The sequence below is a fragment of the Phyllobacterium pellucidum genome, from assembly GCF_013327855.1.
In the GTDB taxonomy this organism is placed as follows: Bacteria; Pseudomonadota; Alphaproteobacteria; order Rhizobiales; family Rhizobiaceae; genus Phyllobacterium; species Phyllobacterium pellucidum.
This window is the reverse complement of record NZ_JABUMX010000008.1, coordinates 168,051-184,258: the sequence shown is the minus strand read 5'-3', so window position 1 is coordinate 184,258 and position 16,208 is coordinate 168,051. Positions and strand designations below refer to the sequence as shown.

Annotated in this window: 14 protein-coding genes; 8 read left to right on the top strand and 6 right to left on the bottom strand. The window is 58.6% G+C overall.

The features are described from left to right. From HQ945_RS22335 to HQ945_RS22310, 6 genes are all read right to left on the bottom strand, one after another. On the bottom strand, nucleotides 1-2,521 hold a 2,521-nt coding region (locus HQ945_RS22335), incomplete at its 3' end, for a DUF7507 domain-containing protein (RefSeq protein ID WP_207719731.1). A 284-nt stretch (nucleotides 2,522-2,805) separates the two neighbouring features. Then, entirely contained in the window at nucleotides 2,806-4,014 is a 1,209-nt protein-coding gene (locus tag HQ945_RS22330) for a molybdopterin molybdotransferase MoeA (RefSeq protein ID WP_091922721.1), read from the bottom strand. A gap of 1 nt (nucleotide 4,015) precedes the next feature. Further along, entirely contained in the window at nucleotides 4,016-4,507 is a 492-nt protein-coding gene (gene moaC / locus HQ945_RS22325; protein WP_027233330.1) for a cyclic pyranopterin monophosphate synthase MoaC, read from the bottom strand. Next, nucleotides 4,504-5,322 carry an indole-3-glycerol phosphate synthase TrpC gene (gene trpC, locus HQ945_RS22320; protein WP_113280551.1) on the bottom strand — a complete coding sequence of 273 codons (819 nt, stop codon included), beginning with the start codon at nucleotides 5,320-5,322 and terminating at the stop codon, nucleotides 4,504-4,506. Before trpC ends, moaC begins: the two co-directional genes overlap by 4 nt. Nucleotides 5,323-5,324: 2 nt before the next feature. Next, nucleotides 5,325-6,344, bottom strand: a complete 1,020-nt coding sequence (trpD, locus tag HQ945_RS22315) for an anthranilate phosphoribosyltransferase (RefSeq protein WP_113280550.1) — start codon at nucleotides 6,342-6,344, stop codon at nucleotides 5,325-5,327. A gap of 15 nt (nucleotides 6,345-6,359) precedes the next feature. After that, on the bottom strand, nucleotides 6,360-8,249 hold the full coding sequence (locus HQ945_RS22310) for a SurA N-terminal domain-containing protein (protein ID WP_174208526.1): 1,890 nt from the start codon (nucleotides 8,247-8,249) through the stop codon (nucleotides 6,360-6,362). 153 nt (nucleotides 8,250-8,402) lie between these two features. Here HQ945_RS22310 and tpiA point away from each other — a divergent pair, with 153 nt between their 5' ends. From tpiA to eno, 8 genes are all read left to right on the top strand, one after another. Next, entirely contained in the window at nucleotides 8,403-9,167 is a 765-nt protein-coding gene (gene tpiA, locus HQ945_RS22305; RefSeq protein WP_113280548.1) for a triose-phosphate isomerase, read from the top strand. Nucleotides 9,168-9,278: 111 nt separating this feature from the next. Beyond that, on the top strand, nucleotides 9,279-9,764 hold the full coding sequence (secG, locus tag HQ945_RS22300; RefSeq protein WP_027233325.1) for a preprotein translocase subunit SecG: 486 nt from the start codon (nucleotides 9,279-9,281) through the stop codon (nucleotides 9,762-9,764). Nucleotides 9,765-9,970: 206 nt separating this feature from the next. Continuing rightward, a complete protein-coding gene (locus HQ945_RS22295; RefSeq protein WP_113280547.1) occupies nucleotides 9,971-10,666 on the top strand; it encodes a L,D-transpeptidase in 696 nt (231 codons plus the stop codon). A gap of 145 nt (nucleotides 10,667-10,811) precedes the next feature. Beyond that, nucleotides 10,812-12,440 (top strand): CTP synthase, encoded by a 1,629-nt coding sequence (pyrG, locus tag HQ945_RS22290; protein ID WP_113280546.1) that lies wholly within the window; start codon nucleotides 10,812-10,814, stop codon nucleotides 12,438-12,440. Between the two features lie 48 nt (nucleotides 12,441-12,488). Beyond that, nucleotides 12,489-13,385, top strand: a complete 897-nt coding sequence (locus HQ945_RS22285) for a VOC family protein (protein WP_113280545.1) — start codon at nucleotides 12,489-12,491, stop codon at nucleotides 13,383-13,385. Beyond that, a complete protein-coding gene (kdsA, locus tag HQ945_RS22280; RefSeq protein ID WP_113280544.1) occupies nucleotides 13,382-14,215 on the top strand; it encodes a 3-deoxy-8-phosphooctulonate synthase in 834 nt (277 codons plus the stop codon). Before HQ945_RS22285 ends, kdsA begins: the two co-directional genes overlap by 4 nt. A 103-nt stretch (nucleotides 14,216-14,318) precedes the next feature. Then, nucleotides 14,319-14,681, top strand: coding sequence for a PRC-barrel domain-containing protein (locus tag HQ945_RS22275; RefSeq protein WP_027233320.1), 363 nt, complete (start codon nucleotides 14,319-14,321; stop codon nucleotides 14,679-14,681). A gap of 152 nt (nucleotides 14,682-14,833) precedes the next feature. After that, on the top strand, nucleotides 14,834-16,111 hold the full coding sequence (gene eno / locus HQ945_RS22270; protein ID WP_027233319.1) for a phosphopyruvate hydratase: 1,278 nt from the start codon (nucleotides 14,834-14,836) through the stop codon (nucleotides 16,109-16,111). Nucleotides 16,112-16,208 lie beyond the last annotated feature (97 nt).

Below are 16,208 nucleotides of genomic sequence, written 5' to 3'. Positions count from 1 at the left end.
TGGTGACCTTGTAGGCATAGCTGACCTTGTCGCCGACCGCCTTGAACGGGCTGCCGGTGGTGACCGACTTTTCGAGTTTCAGCGCCGGCGCCTGCGCGGCGGTTGCCGTTGCGGTCACGTCGGGCGATTTGGTGGTGCCGTCCGTGGCCGAGGCGATGTTGACCACCTTGCCGGCGTCGAGATCGGCCTGGGTGACCAGATATTCTGCGGTACAGACGATCTTTCCACCCGGCGCAAGCTTTCCGTCTCCCACGCTACCCTTCACCGTGGGAGGGGTTGGCAAGTTTGGACAGGTCACCGTCGTGATCTTGTCGTCGCTGACGCTGATCGGCCTGGTGATCGTCACATTGCCGCTGTTGGTGACCGTATATTCGTAAGTGATTTTTTCGCCTACGGCAGAATAGGCTTTCGCACCGCCGGCCACTTTCTTCTCTAGCGCCAGGCCCGGTGTCTGCTTTGCCAATGCTGTGGCGGTTACCGGAATAGAGGGAGGAACGCCTTCGCTGCTGGCCGTCGCCGTATTCACGATCTTGCCGGTGTCGAGGTCGTCCTGTTTAATAGTATAATCGGCGGTACAGGTCAGCGTGGCCTTTGCCGGCAACCCGCCGGGCGGCAGCGGATCGCATTTTACCGTATATTTGTCGTCCGTGACCACAATGGGTTTGGTGATCGTCCCATTGCCGGTATTGGTGACGGTGTATTTGTAGACGATCCTCTCGCCGACGGCCGAATAGGGATTGGGTGTGATCTTTATATCTAAACCCATGACAGGAAGACGATAAGCCGTGGCCGATACTTTTGGAGATGAGAACTTGCTGGTAGCGGCGGCTGCGGTATTGGTTACCTTGTTGGCGTCGAGATCGGCCTGAACGACCGTGTAGGACGCCGAGCATGCGATCGACGCGTTTGGTAAAAGTCCGCCGACCGGAAGGGAAGGACAGGTGACGCTACTGATCTTGTCGTCATTAATATTTATCGTATCTGTAATCGCAACGTTGCCGGAATTGGTAATCGTGTAACTGTAGTTAATCTTATCTCCAACATTCGAGTAGAGATCGCCACTTGTGATGGTCTTCGCCGCCGTCATGGCGTAACGATACGGCGTATTCTTGAAGGTGCAGGTAATGTCGTCGCCCGCTACAGGAGTGAGATCGAAACTAGTTTTTTTCCCAGAAGAAAGACCGGCTATGGAACCGCCAGTTGCGTTTGTGCAAGCGTATTCTGGAAGATACTCCGCAGACGATTTGTTTGGGGCGGATTCAGAAAAGGTATACTTCGAACCCACTGCAACGTTCGTTAGTTGTGCGATACCCTCAACGACAGAACCCGCGCCCGTCGTAGTGGTGGTCACTTGCGCGACTTTGCTGGCGTCTGCGATCATTAAAACAAACTGATCGGCTGGATTGCCACGATTCGCGGTCAGTTCCTTCTTGAGGGTTAGCCGTGCGTCGTCATCCAGTATTGTGTACGTCGTGGTGGTCGTCGATTTGCCGCCGCACGACGTCGTACTTGCGAGCGTGTACGCGGCGCTATTCGGCTTGATGGTGAGGAGAATCGTTTCGTTGGGCTCAAGATCCGTGTCGTTCGTGACCTTGATGCCGGTTGGGACGCCGTTGGTGCCGTCATAGTCCCCGGCTGGGATATCGATGGTGAATGTGTTTGTCCCGTTGGGCGTCGTAAAGTCTTTTCCGAGCGTCGCCGTACCGCTGACGATGATCGTCACTATTAGTGGTCTGGTGAGTGTTCCGGCGAGACGTATCGTCGGCAGATTTGCTGAACCTATGCTTTCCGGGCCGCTGCTTTCAGCGGGCTGCAACTCGACATATGGCGTCAATTCTATCTGAACGTCGTCTAGAAAGTTTCCGTTACTGCCCGAGTCGCTCGATCTGAACCCTAGAGTCTGCAAGCCGGACTCACCTGTATATGTGAAAGTGCCGCTGCGTTTTTTCCAGCCATCCGCCTTATTTGCGACATCAGCTACAATTTCCGTTGTCGTGGTGTCGGTGGCCAGCCCGGCTGGCTTTGACGTCGGAGAAATGTTGAAAGATAGTGTTTCATTCCCGTTTCCGCGGGCGCGGTGGCCGAATCGCCAATTGAAAGTTTCTCCGTTAACGAGGCAGACCGTCTGGTACAATCGCGAAGACTCATTAGCGTTTAATTCGACGAACTGACTACCGTCCGACGCAAATACGCCACCTTCGCCTGATCGCCAGAACTCGATGAATCCACCGCTTCCCCCTGTAAGACTTCCGCCGGGCTTGACCGACAGGCAACTCCCCGAAGGATTACCGGTTTTAGTGTGGGATGTGTTCCAGCCAGGAACGAGATCTTCGCGAAAAGTCGCATAACAGGGCAAGAGCCCAATCACCGGGTCTTCGAAGCTTTGATTGATCATGCTTCGCTGCACCTGGGCCTGGGCGACGCCCGGGAACACCCATGTCAGGAGCCCTGCAAAGGTAATTGCTAGAAAATACTTAGATAAATTGGCCCAAAAACGGGCAACTCTCGTAAATAAAATCAATGTAAATAACCTTCGGGCAATAAATCATATACCGCGCAAAATAATCTCGCGTAAAGAAGAACAATTTCTGATAAGCGCTACAACAAAGCGCTAAAAACCCTTCCAATAATTATTCAAAATGCCCGGATGCGGCGTATTACTTTATTAGTATCGCTGTATGCCTACAACCGATGGTTGTACTACTTAAAAAAACATCGAATCAACTTATGAAGTTGTAACAAAATTAGTTTGCCGGGTCCATAGACGGCAATGCGTGCACCCTTGCAACAACCATTGATGTTGCCCTAGCGCAACATCAAGACTTCGCAGGGTGACCCCGCAGGTGCCGCCGGCGCAAACGGCTTGCGCACGATCAGGCCGTTCGCTTCGACGAAAAACTTCAGCATCGAGGAATCCTGCAGCGCGAATGGCGTGGCGACGAGCGTGCCGTCCGGCTGCCGTAGGACGCGAGCCCGCACATAGTCCTGTCGCTGGTCGTTCATCGCCATGTCGGTTCCGAGTTCGGCGCTGCGCATATTCGGCTCGTGTGCAAGACCGCTGAACGCGCGGATAAGCGGCACGAGGAAGATATGCGCGCAGATGAGACTGGATACGGGATTGCCGGGAAGCCCGAGAATCCGGGTGCCGTCAAGACGGCCGAACATCAACGGCTTGCCGGGCCGCAGCGCGATCTTCCAGAAATCGAGAACCATGCCGCGCGCAGCGAGCGCGGGCTGGACGAGATCATGATCGCCGACGGATGCGCCGCCGAGGGTCACGACGACATCGGCGTCGGCGGCCGTGGCGCGGTCGAAAGCTGCGCTCAGGGCTTCGGCGCGGTCTTCGGCAATACCAAGATCGATGGCGAAGCCGCCCGCCTGGCGGATGATTTCGGCAAGGCCGAAACTGTTCGATGCGACGATCTGGTCAGGTCGCATATCTTCACCGGGAGCAACCAGTTCGTCGCCAGTCGCAAGGATTGCGATGCGTGGCCGGCGCACGACCGGGACCGCCGGATGATTGCCCGACGCGGCAAGAGCCAGCGCGCCCGCATCGAGCACGCGTCCTGCCTCAAGCAGCACGTCATCTTCATTGAAGTCCAACCCGGCCTTTCGGATATTCTTGCCCTGCTCGACAGGCTCAGCGATCTCGATGCGATCGCCATGCGCAACAGTGTTTTCCTGGATGACGACGCTGTCAGCGCCGTCGGGAAGCGGGGCTCCCGTGAAGATCCGCACTGTCTCACCTGGGCCGACGGCACCGGCAAATGCATGCCCGGCGGCGGATTGACCGATCAATTGCAAGGTCGCAGGCACGGCCGCGGCATCCGCGGCGCGTACGGCGTAACCGTCCATCGCCGAGGCGGCAAAGGGCGGCTGCTGGCGCTTGGCGTGAAGATCTTCGGCGAGGACGCGGCCGCCTGCGTCCGCAAGGGGAACGATCTCGAAATCGAGCGTTTCGACACCGGCCAGAATCCGCGCCAGCGCTTCGTTGACGGGGAGGAGGGCTGCCATATCAGTTCCCGTTGATTGGATCGGCCGACCAGTCGCCGGATTTGCCGCCGGTCTTCCGCAACAGCCGAATATCCTGAATAATCATGGCTTTGTCAGCGGCTTTCGCCATGTCGTATATAGTGAGGCAGGCAACAGAGACCGCGGTCAGCGCCTCCATTTCAACGCCGGTCTTGCCCATCAGCTTTACCGTTGCAGACACTCTCAGGCCGGGCAATGCTTCATCCGCCTCTATATCGACTGCAATCTTGCTCAGAAGCAGCGGATGACAGAGCGGAATGAGGTCATGCGTCTTCTTCGCTGCCATGATACCGGCGATGCGGGCTGTACCGATCACGTCGCCTTTGGCGGCATTGCCAGCGCGGATGAGCGCCAATGTCTCGGGCCGCATTTTGACGCAACCTTCGGCGATCGCCACGCGTTCGGTTTCGCCTTTGCCGCCCACATCGACCATATGGGCCGCGCCCGTTTCGTCGAGATGGCTAAGCCTTGTCATGCCGCGTCGTTCTGTTGTGAAGCCGCGCCGTTCAGGAGGAGCCGTGTCGCCGCCGCGACATCGTCCTTTCGCATCAGGCTTTCACCGACAAGGAAAGTTCCGATGTTAGAGCGGGAAAGCCGCTGGCAATCCGCATGCGTGAAGATCCCGCTCTCGCTGACAAGCAGCTTGTCCGCTGGAACCATACCGGCCAGCCGCTCGGAAGTGGCAATGTCGACGTCGAACGTACGCAGGTCGCGGTTATTGATGCCAAGGAGCGGGGAGGTGAGTTTCAGCGCCCGCTCCATCTCGGCCTCGTCGTGAACCTCAACCAGCACGTCCATGCCAAGCGCCAGCGCCGTTTCCTCTAGCGCCTTGGCGAGATCATCGGAAACACTCGCCATGATGATGAGGATGCAATCCGCGCCCCAGCTGCGCGCCTCGTACACCTGATAAGTGTCGAACAGGAAATCCTTGCGCAGGGCAGGCAGACTGGTAGCGGCGCGCGCAGCGACCAGATATTCCGGTGCGCCCTGAAAGGATGGCTGGTCCGTGAGAACGGAGAGACAGGTTGCGCCGCCTTCTTCATAGGCCTTGGCGAGCGCGGGCGGATCGAAATCCGGCCGGATCAGCCCCTTGGAAGGGCTCGCTTTCTTGATTTCGGCAATCAGGGCGAACCGGCCCGCATCGCGCTTTTTGCGCAGAGCAGCAAGGAAGCCACGTGGCGCATTTTCGTCGCGCGCCCGCGCCTGTAGTTCATCGAGCGGTGTCCGCGCCTTGGCGGCCGCGATCTCTTCGCGCTTGTAGGCCTCGATCTTGCGAAGAATATCAGCCATGGTCAGATCGCCCCGCTATTGGATACGTGAACCAGCTTCTTTAGCACATTTCGCGCCGCGCCGCTGTCGATCGATTGGCCAGCCATGGCAATGCCGGCTTTCAGATCCGGCACCGCGCCGGCAATCACCAGCGCCGCGCCGGCATTGAACAGCGTAATATCGCGGTATGCGCCATGGGCGCCATCGAGGACGGAGAGCAAGGATACGGCATTCTCATCCGCCGAGCCGCCCTTCAGGTCCTGGGGATCTACGAGACGCAGGCCAAAGGAATCCGGGTCAATCTCGAATTGGCGAATGACACCGTTTTCCAGCGCGGCGACTTTCGTGACGCCCGCAGTGGTAATTTCGTCAAGGCCATCCCCGTGAACGACCCAGACGGATTCAGATCCGAGCGCCTTGAGTACGTGCGCGACCGGCTCGACCCATTCCGGGGAAAACACGCCAACGAGCTGGCGCTTGACACCGGCGGGGTTGGTCAGCGGGCCAAGTAGGTTGAACACCGTCCGTGTGCCAAGTTCGACGCGCGCCGGCCCGACATGTTTCATGGCCGGGTGATGCATCGGCGCAAACATGAAGCCGATGCCTGCCTGCTCAATACAATCGCTGATCAGTTCCGGGCCGATCTCGATGTTAATTCCCAGCGCAGCGAGCGTGTCGGCCGCGCCGGAACGCGAGGACAGCGCCCGATTGCCATGCTTGGCAACAGGAACGCCGGCGCCGGCGGTAACGAAGGCAGCGCAAGTCGACACATTATAGGAGCCCGACTGATCGCCGCCCGTTCCGACGATATCGATGGCGTTGGCCGGTGCAGTCACCGTCAGCATTTTCGAGCGCATGGCAGAAACGGCGCCGGTGATCTCGTCGATGTTTTCGCCGCGCACTCGCAGCGCCATCAACAGGCCACCAATCTGCGCCGGCGTTGCCTGTCCGGACATCATGATATCGAAGGCCTCGACCGCTTCCTCGCGGGTGAGAGCCTTGCCTGCTGCCGCAATGCCGATGAAGCGCTTTAGTTCAGCCATTCTCTTTCTCGCGGCTCAGCGGGCCAGGGCCCTGTCGATGACAGACTGGTTGATGGAAACAGGATAGACGGTCTGCAACTGCGACACCAGTTGGTCGAGCAGATCATCGGCAAGACGATTGCCGATGGCATTCTTCTCGACCGTGGTGATCGCATCTGGTCCGACATTTGCTGGCTCGATCGATTCCGTCACCTTGAAGATCAGCTTCGAGCCATCGGTCGCCGATTCCGTGACGCCGACCACGCCTTCCGGGCCGTCGAATACCGAGGCAACGCCACCTTGACCGAGATCCGCATCCTTGCTTTCGCGCGTGATGCCACGCTTGGTATCCTTGGTGAATTTGAACTCGGACGCAATCACATCCAGCGAAGTGCCATCGGCCACGCGCTTGCGTACCTCTTCCGCCTTGGCATTGAGTTGCTTTTCGATTTCCGCCTTCTTCCGGTTGGCGATGACGCGGGCCTTCACCTCGTCGAGCGGGCGCTCGCGCGCGGGCGTTACGCTGGTCACGTCGTACCAGAGATAGCCATTGGTGCCGAGATTGAACGGTTCGTTGTCAAAGCCGACATCGGCCTGGAAGACAGCGGCAAGCTGGTTCTCGTCAAAAGGAAGATCGGCGAGCTGCTTTTCGTCCATGCCCCGACCAGCCTGGTCGACCGCGTCGATGGTTACAACCTTGAGATTTTCCTTGGCTGCGGCCTCCGCCATGCTTTGCCCGTCAGCGCGCGCATTCTCGTAGGCGTCGTGCACGTCGCCGATGGTCGATGCCGCCTGGGCGAGAGCGAGGTTCTCACGAATGTCGTTTTCGACTTCCGAAAGCGGCTTGATGACCTCCGGCGTCGACGCGGTAACGCGAACGATCACCGGTCCGAAAGTACCCTTGAGTACGTCGCTGATGCCATTTGGCTGCAGCGCAAAGATGGCATCCGCGATCGAGCGATCGGGGAGGGCTGGCTTCGGGAATGTCCCGAGCCGGACGTCATCCATCGTCTTGCCTTCCGCTTTTACAACGTCCTCGAAGCTCGTTCCGGCTGCGATCTTGTCGTGCGCCGCCTTTGCCGCTTCCTCATTGGCGAAGGTAAGCTGCTCGATCGTCCGGGTTTCCGGGGTGGTGTAGCGGGCAATGTTCTTGTCGTATTCCGCCTTGATTTCTTCCGGCGCGACGGTTGCCGCGTTGGCGATGTCCTTCGGCTCGAGCTTTACATAGGTGATCTTGCGATACTGCGGCGCGCCGTAGGCCTCCTTGTTCGCTTCGAAATAGGCCTTCAGCGCGTCATCGCTCGGATCAGCGACGTCCTTGATGAAGTCGGCCGGCATGGCGACATAGTCGATGGTGCGCGATTCGCCTTTGTACATGGCGAGGGCCTTCAGCAGCGCATCGGGGGCCTTGATGCCGTCGGCGACCGCCTCGACGATCTGTTGGCGGCGCGCGACCTGCGCGCGATTATCGAGGTAGCTCTGCGGGTTCATGCCGGCATTGCGCAACACGGCATTGAACTGCGCCTGGTTGAACCGACCATCCGGGCCATGGAAGGCTGGATCTTCTGCCGCAAGCTGGGCGAGGCGGTCCTTAGAGAGGCCGAGGGACATGGTGCGTGCCTGTTCGTCGAGAACGACGCCTGCAACGAGCTGTCCCTGGACCTGGTGCCCGATGCCGATAGCGTCAGCCTGTTCGCGCGTCAGCCTCTGGCCGAACTGCTGCGAGAGCGCAGCAAGCTGGCGGTCATAGGCGAGGCGGTAGTCTACCGGAGAAACCTCGGAATGGCCTGCGCGGATTGCCGCGCCGCCGCCGATTGCACCAAGGATCGTATTGGATACACCCCATCCGGCAAAGCTGATGACGAGAAGGCCCATGAGCACCTTGACCACCCAGGTCTGTGCAACATTGCGGAGAGAGTCGAGCATGAAAAATCACCGTGTCAGTCAAGAAGCATAATTTAATCCACGCGGGAATAGCGTGATGCAGGGCATGTGTCGATTGCTTTATCAATTGAATTTGCTAGTCAGGCAATCAAATCACTGAGAAAATCGACCAAACAAACGTCCAAGGAACACCCAATGACCCCTGATGTGCGTCCGCTCGTTGCTGGAAACTGGAAAATGAATGGTACGGGAGAGTCGCTCGACGAACTGCGTACGATCGTCAACCGGCCGAATTCCGCCATAGGCGAGAAGATCGACGCACTGATCTGTGTGCCGGCTACGCTTGTCTTCCGCGCAGCCCAGCTGGTAGAAGGCGAGGCGCTGGCAATCGGCGGCCAGGACTGTCATTTCAAAAAATCCGGCGCGCATACCGGCGATATCGCAGCGAATATGTTGCTCGATGCCGGCGCGACCCACGTCATTGTCGGACATTCCGAACGGCGCACAGATCACGCGGAGACCGATGAGATCGTCAATGCCAAGGCAAAGGCGGGCTGGGAAGCCGGACTGACGACCATCATCTGTATCGGTGAAACCGAAGCGCAGCGCCGTGCGGGTTCGACGCTCGAAATCATAGCGACGCAGCTCGCAGGGTCGATTCCGGCAGACGCGCGGTCCGACAATACGATTATTGCCTATGAACCCGTATGGGCCATCGGTACCGGACTGACACCCACGCCCGACGACGTTAAAGACGTCCATGGCTCGATCCGCGCGGCTCTTGCCAAGCGCTTTGGCAACGACGGAACGAAGATGCGGGTCCTTTATGGCGGCTCGGTCAAGCCCTCAAACGCAGTCGAATTGCTGGGCATCGACAATGTCGACGGCGCTTTGGTCGGCGGCGCAAGCTTGAAAGCGGTGGACTTCCTCGCCATCTGTGAGGCGTATCACGCCCTCTGATCGGCTCGGACAAGCAATGGAACCAGGAAATCTGTCTGCGGACGGGCTTGGTTTATTGAAGGATACGGTGTAAAGAGCCGCGTCCGATTTCTAGAAAGCAGAAAATACCCCATGCAAACCGTCGTTATCGTCATTCATCTTCTGATTGTACTTGCCCTTGTCGGTGTCGTGCTTATGCAACGCTCGGAAGGCGGCGGTCTCGGGATCGGTGGCGGCTCGGGCTTCATGACAGCGCGCGGCGCTGCCAATGCCCTGACCCGTGCGACGGCAATTCTCGCGGCGGGGTTCTTCATCACTTCGCTGGCGCTCGGCATCATGGCGCGCTACGGCGAAAACCCGACCGACATTCTGAACCGTATTCCACAGACGACGGGCACGCAGCCGGCCGGCCAGCAGGGCCAGCAGCCGCCGACGAGCGGCGGTATCCTCAACCAGCTGGGCGGTCCTTCGTCGAAGCCGGCAACGGCGCCGACGGATGCGCCTGCCGCTCCCGGAGCGACTGCGCCGGTAACGCCCGAATCGCCGGCTCCGGCCAATACAGCCCCGGCTGCACCTGCTCCGGCACAGCCGGCAAACCCGGTCCCGAATTCGCAGTAATCGGGCACCGTTTGAACGTCGTTCGCGGCGAGCGCAATAAAGTGTTGCGCTTCCGCAACCGTTGTGTGTGAAGAATCGTCGGACGTTGTTCTTCACAGCGATTTGCATTGAGAAGAAGCCGGTCTTCGGTTATCGCCATAAAAGTTGGCCTCGGGGGCCTCGCAAACGCCGTGATGGCGTTGTGCAATCTACGCGGGATTTCAAATATGCTTTCACGTCGCTCCTTACTCATTGGCATGTCAGTCCTGGCCTTGACCGGCCCGGCATCAGCCGAACCGTTTCTGAAGCGGATCCTCAATCCGTTTACCGGCGATGCGCCGCAACCGGTCGCGCCGGAAGCTGTCGCAAATCCGGATGCCGCTGCTGCCGCAGCGCCGATTGAAGTCGCTGAAGTGCGCAAGCCCGCCACGGGCAAGGCCAAGAACAAATACGGCATCGATCCCAAGTACATGCCGCAGGATGTGCCCTTTACCGGCTACAAGACCGGCACGATCGTCATCGATCCAAAGGACAAGTTCCTCTACCTGATCGAATCGCCGTTTACGGCGCGCCGCTATGGCATCGCTGTCGGCAAGGAAGGTCTGGAGTTCAAGGGCACCGCCCAGATCCAGACCAAGCGCGAGTGGCCGCGCTGGATTCCAACCAAGGAAATGATCGAACGCGAGCCGGCCCACTATGCCAAGTATGAGAATGGCATGGATGGCGGCCCCGGCAATCCGCTTGGTGCACGCGCCCTCTACCTGTCGCAGGGCGGCCGCGATACGCATGTGCGAATCCATGGCACGATCCAGCCCTGGACCATCGGAAGTTCCGCTTCGAACGGCTGTTTCCGCATGGTCAACGACCATGTCATCGACCTCTACAACCGCGTTAGCGTCGGCACTCAAGTTATCGTGCTGTAAAGACTATTGTCTAATTCACTGGAACGGCCAGACCTCGCGTCTGGCCGTTTTGTTTGGAATAAACAATCTTTGGAATGGGAAAATTGGCAGGCCCGCCAATTTTTTTGTGGCCAAATCACTCGCAAAGGACTAACGAGATAAGCCCATGGCCCGATATGTTTTCATCACTGGCGGCGTGGTTTCTTCCCTCGGAAAAGGCATCGCTGCTGCCGCTTTGGCGGCGCTTCTGCAGGCTCGTGGATACCGTGTGCGGATCCGCAAGCTCGACCCTTATCTCAACGTCGACCCCGGTACGATGTCGCCCTATCAGCACGGCGAAGTGTTCGTAACCGACGATGGTGCGGAAACCGACCTTGATCTTGGTCACTATGAGCGTTTCACGGGGCGTCCTGCCAACAAGCAGGACAACATCACCACCGGACGGATCTATCGCAACATCATCGAAAAGGAACGCCGCGGCGATTATCTCGGCGCGACAGTTCAGGTCATTCCGCATGTCACCGACGAGATCAAGAACTTCGTTGTCGAAGGCAATGAAGACTATGATTTCGTGCTGTGCGAGATCGGCGGCACGGTAGGCGACATTGAAGCCATGCCGTTCCTCGAAGCGATACGCCAGCTTGGCAACGATTTGCCGCGCGGTTCGGCCGTCTATATCCACTTGACGCTGATGCCCTATATTCCGGCTGCTGGTGAACTCAAGACCAAGCCAACGCAGCATTCGGTCAAGGAGTTGCGCTCGATCGGCATTGCGCCTGACATCCTGCTTATCCGCGCTGATCGGGAAATTCCCGAATCCGAGCGTCGCAAGCTGTCGTTGTTCTGTAATGTCCGCGCTTCGGCGGTTATTCAGGCGCTCGATGTCGAGACGATTTATGACGTGCCGATGGCCTATCACAAGGAAGGCCTCGATTCCGAGGTGCTCGCGGCCTTTGGCATCGATCCTGCCCCGAAACCGCGAATGGAGCGCTGGGACGAAGTCAGCCAGCGCATCCACAATCCGGAAGGCGAAGTCACCATTGCCATCGTCGGCAAGTATACGGGCCTCAAGGACGCTTACAAATCGCTGATCGAGGCACTGCACCATGGTGGCATGGCCAACAAGGTGAAGGTGAATCTCGACTGGATCGAATCCGAGATTTTCGAACAGGAAGATCCGGCGCCCTATCTGCAGAAGGTTCACGGCATTCTCGTTCCCGGCGGTTTCGGCGAGCGCGGCTCGGAAGGCAAGATCCTCGCGGCAAAATTCGCACGCGAACGGAAGGTGCCTTATTTCGGCATCTGCTTCGGCATGCAGATGGCTGTGCTGGAAGCTGCACGGTCATTGGCCGGCGTCGAACATGCGTCGTCCACCGAGTTCGGCCCGACCAAGGAGCCGGTTGTCGGTCTGATGACCGAGTGGTTGAAGGGCAATATGCTCGAGAAACGCACGAAGGCCGGCGATCTTGGCGGTACGATGCGGCTCGGCGCCTATGAAGCGCTGTTGAAATCCGGCACGCGCATCGCCGACATTTACGGTTCGACCGACATTTTCGAGCGCCATCGCCATCGCTACGAGGTAAATATCGACTACAAGCAGAAGCTTGAGGATTGCGGTCTGGTGTTCTCCGGCATGTCGCCGGATGGTGTCTTGCCGGAGACGATCGAATATGCCGATCATCCCTGGTTTATCGGCGTCCAGTACCATCCGGAACTGAAGTCGCGCCCGTTCGAGCCGCACCCGCTGTTTGCGTCGTTCATCAACGCTGCCATGGCTCAAAGCCGGCTGGTTTGACCGGTGGAGGGGTATGACGTTGCATTGCTTTGAGGCATACCCATCATCATGACAACGCAGTCGCCGCGCACGCCCCATCCGGTCGACCACCTCGTGCTGCCGACTGCGGATCTCGACGTGGCGCGCGCTCGCCTGGACAAGCTCGGCTTTACCGTGGCTCCGGTCGGCAAACACCCGTTCGGGACGGAAAATGTCTGCGTTTTCCTGGGCGACGATACGTTTCTCGAATTCCTTGCCATCGGCCAGCGCGAAGTTTGTGAGGCCGAGGCCAGGGAAGGCAACGTCTTTGTTGCGCGCGATCAGGCCTATCGGTTCCGTTGTGGCAATGAAGGCTTTTCGGCCCTCGTCATGGGAACGCAGGACGCAGAAAGCGATCACTCGGCTTTCGTGGAGGCTGGCATATCGGCAGGCGTAATTCTGAACTTCTCGCGCCCGTTCGTTACCCCGGACGGCAAGGAGGACAGGGCAAGCTTCAGGCTGGCATTTGCCGCCGACCTGCGTGCGCCGGATGCGTTTTTCTTCACCTGCGAGCGCGTGAATACGCCAAATGCCGACCGCAGCCAGTTGCAGGCCCATGCGAATGGCGCCGTCAGCCTGCGCGAAGTTATCCTTTCTGAGGTAAATCCGACCGATTTCCAGTATCTCCTGCAGGAAGTCGTCAACCAGCGCGACGTTAATGCGCACTCGTTCGGCATGGATTTGCGCGCTGCAAATGCCAACGTCAGCGTGCTTTCGCCGCAAGGATTGCATTCGTTCTTCGGCCTTGAAGCACGGGGCGCCGAGCGTGGCTTGCGCCTTCAGGCCTTCGTCGTTGGCGTTCGCGATCTCCTCGCCGTTGAATCGCTCCTTCGCAGCAACGATATACCCTTCGAACCGCGCGGCTCCCGCCTGATCGTGCACAAGGCACCAGGGCAGGGCGCCGCCATCGCATTTGAGGCAGTCTGATGACCCCGAACTCGACCGTTAAAGCTGGCAATGTGGCGTTTTCGAACGCGTCGCAGTTTTCACTCATTGCCGGCCCGTGCCAGATGGAGAGCCGCCAGCATGCTTTCGACATGGCGGGCACCCTCAAGGAGATCACAGGCAAGCTCGGTATCGGCCTTGTTTACAAATCGAGCTTCGACAAGGCCAACCGCACGTCGCTCGCCGGCAAGCGTGGTTTTGGGCTCGAAAACTCCCTGCCGGTCTTTGCCGACATCCGGAAGGAGTTCGGCCTGCCGACCTTGACAGACGTTCACACAGAAGAGCAATGCGCGATTCTCGGTGAAGTGGTGGACGTTCTGCAGATACCGGCCTTTCTTTGCCGTCAGACCGATCTTTTGATCGCGGCCGCAAAGACCGGCAAGGTCGTCAACATCAAGAAGGGCCAGTTTCTGGCGCCATGGGACATGAAGAATGTCGCGGCAAAGGTTACCGAGAGCGGAAATCCCAACGTCCTGCTGACCGAGCGTGGCGTTTCCTTTGGATACAACACGCTTGTCTCCGACATGCGCTCGTTGCCGATCATGGCGGGTCTCGGCTCTCCCGTCATATTCGATGCCACGCACTCGGTGCAGCAGCCGGGCGGGCAAGGCGGATCCACGGGTGGCCAGCGCGAATTTGTGGAGACGCTGGCGCGCGCTGCAGTGGCAGTCGGCGTCGCCGGTGTCTTCATCGAGACCCATCAGGATCCGGATAACGCGCCCTCGGACGGCCCCAATATGGTGCCGATCGACCATATGCCGAGACTTCTCGAAACACTGCTGGAATTCGATCGGATTGCCAAAAGGGCATAGGTAGCGGCGGAAGTTCCGTCCCGAGAAATTAACTTTTTATGCAACCCTCACGCGGGGTTGCTCATTACTCCTCCATGGCAACTTCAAACAAGGAGGAAGAAATATGCCGACCAAATCCGGACATACCACAGCAATTCGCGCCACCCGTGTGATTGGTACCAACGTCTATAATGAAGCCAACGACAAGATCGGCGAGATCGAAGATGTGATGCTGGACAAGACCTCCGATAGCATCATGTTTGCGGTCATCGGCTTTGGAGGGTTCCTGGGAATGGGTGAAAAATACCATGCCGTGCCGTGGAAACTTCTGAACTACGACGAAAGCACCGGCGGCTATGTTGTCCCGTTTACCAAGGAGCAACTGACGCAGGCCCCGGCGCACACCATTTCGGAACTCTCCGAGAATGACGGTCGCCGCGTTCGCGACAACGCATTTTCTTATTACAAGGTCGACAGGGCAGCGTAATTCGCCCTGAGGCCAGCGCAAAAGGGTCGCCACCGGCGTCCCTTTTGTCTTTTTAGGCGACATTTCGTCCCGCTGGGGATTTTCCTTGTCATCTTCATTCGCTATCAGTGGCCCAGCCCAACGCTGCACTGAGCTCATTGAAAGGGAATTCCATGACTGCAATTGTAGATATCATTGGCCGCGAAATCCTGGATAGTCGCGGGAATCCGACTGTTGAAGTCGATGTCATTCTCGAAGACGGGTCCAAGGGTCGTGCAGCCGTTCCCTCCGGCGCTTCCACCGGTGCGCACGAAGCAGTCGAACTGCGCGATGGTGGCAGTCGGTATCTCGGCAAGGGCGTTCAGAAGGCCGTGGATGCGGTCAATGGCGAACTCTTCGACGCTATCGGCGGTCTTGAGGCAGAGAACCAGATCCACATCGACCAGACCATGATCGATCTGGACGGCACGCCGAACAAGAGCCGTCTTGGCGCCAATGCCATCCTCGGCGTCTCGCTTGCCGTCGCCAAGGCTGCTGCGGAAGCATCCGGCCTGCCGCTCTACCGTTATCTTGGCGGCCCGTCGGCTCATGTGCTTCCCGTGCCGATGATGAACATCATCAACGGCGGTGCTCATGCCGACAATCCGATCGACTTCCAGGAGTTCATGATCCTCCCCGTCGGCGCATCGTCGCTCGCCGAAGCCGTGCGCTACGGTTCGGAAGTGTTCCACACCCTGAAGAAGCGCCTGAAGGATGCCGGCCACAACACCAATGTCGGTGATGAAGGCGGCTTTGCGCCCAATCTCAAGACTGCCCAGGCTGCGCTCGACTTCATCGTCGAATCGATCGAGAAGGCCGGCTACAAGCCGGGCGAGGAAATCGCCATCGGTCTAGATTGCGCTTCGACCGAATTCTTCAAGGACGGCAACTACGTTTACGAAGGCGAGAAAAAGTCGCGCGATCCGAAAACACAGGCGAAGTATCTCGCCAAGCTCGTCGGCGACTATCCGATCATCACGATCGAAGATGGCATGGCCGAGGATGACTGGGAGGGCTGGAAATATCTGACCGACCTCGTCGGCAACAAGTGCCAGCTCGTCGGCGACGACCTGTTTGTGACCAACTCGGCACGTCTGCGTGATGGCATCAAGATGGGTGTCGCCAACTCGATCCTCGTCAAGGTCAACCAGATCGGCACTCTGTCCGAGACATTCGATGCGGTCGATACGGCGCACCGCGCGGGCTACACCTCCGTCATGTCGCACCGTTCCGGCGAAACCGAAGACTCGACAATTGCCGATCTTGCTGTCGCCACCAACTGCGGACAGATCAAGACCGGTTCGCTGGCACGCTCCGACCGGGTCGCGAAATACAACCAGCTCATTCGCATCGAGGAAGAACTCGGACCGCAGGCGCGCTATGCCGGCCGCGGCATCTTCCGCAACGCCTGACAGCAAACTGGCAAGACAACAGAAAATGGCGGGCCTGGTGTCCGCCATTTTGCTTTTCAAGGCTGGCGGTAAGACCCTGTTAAGCAAAACATCGTCT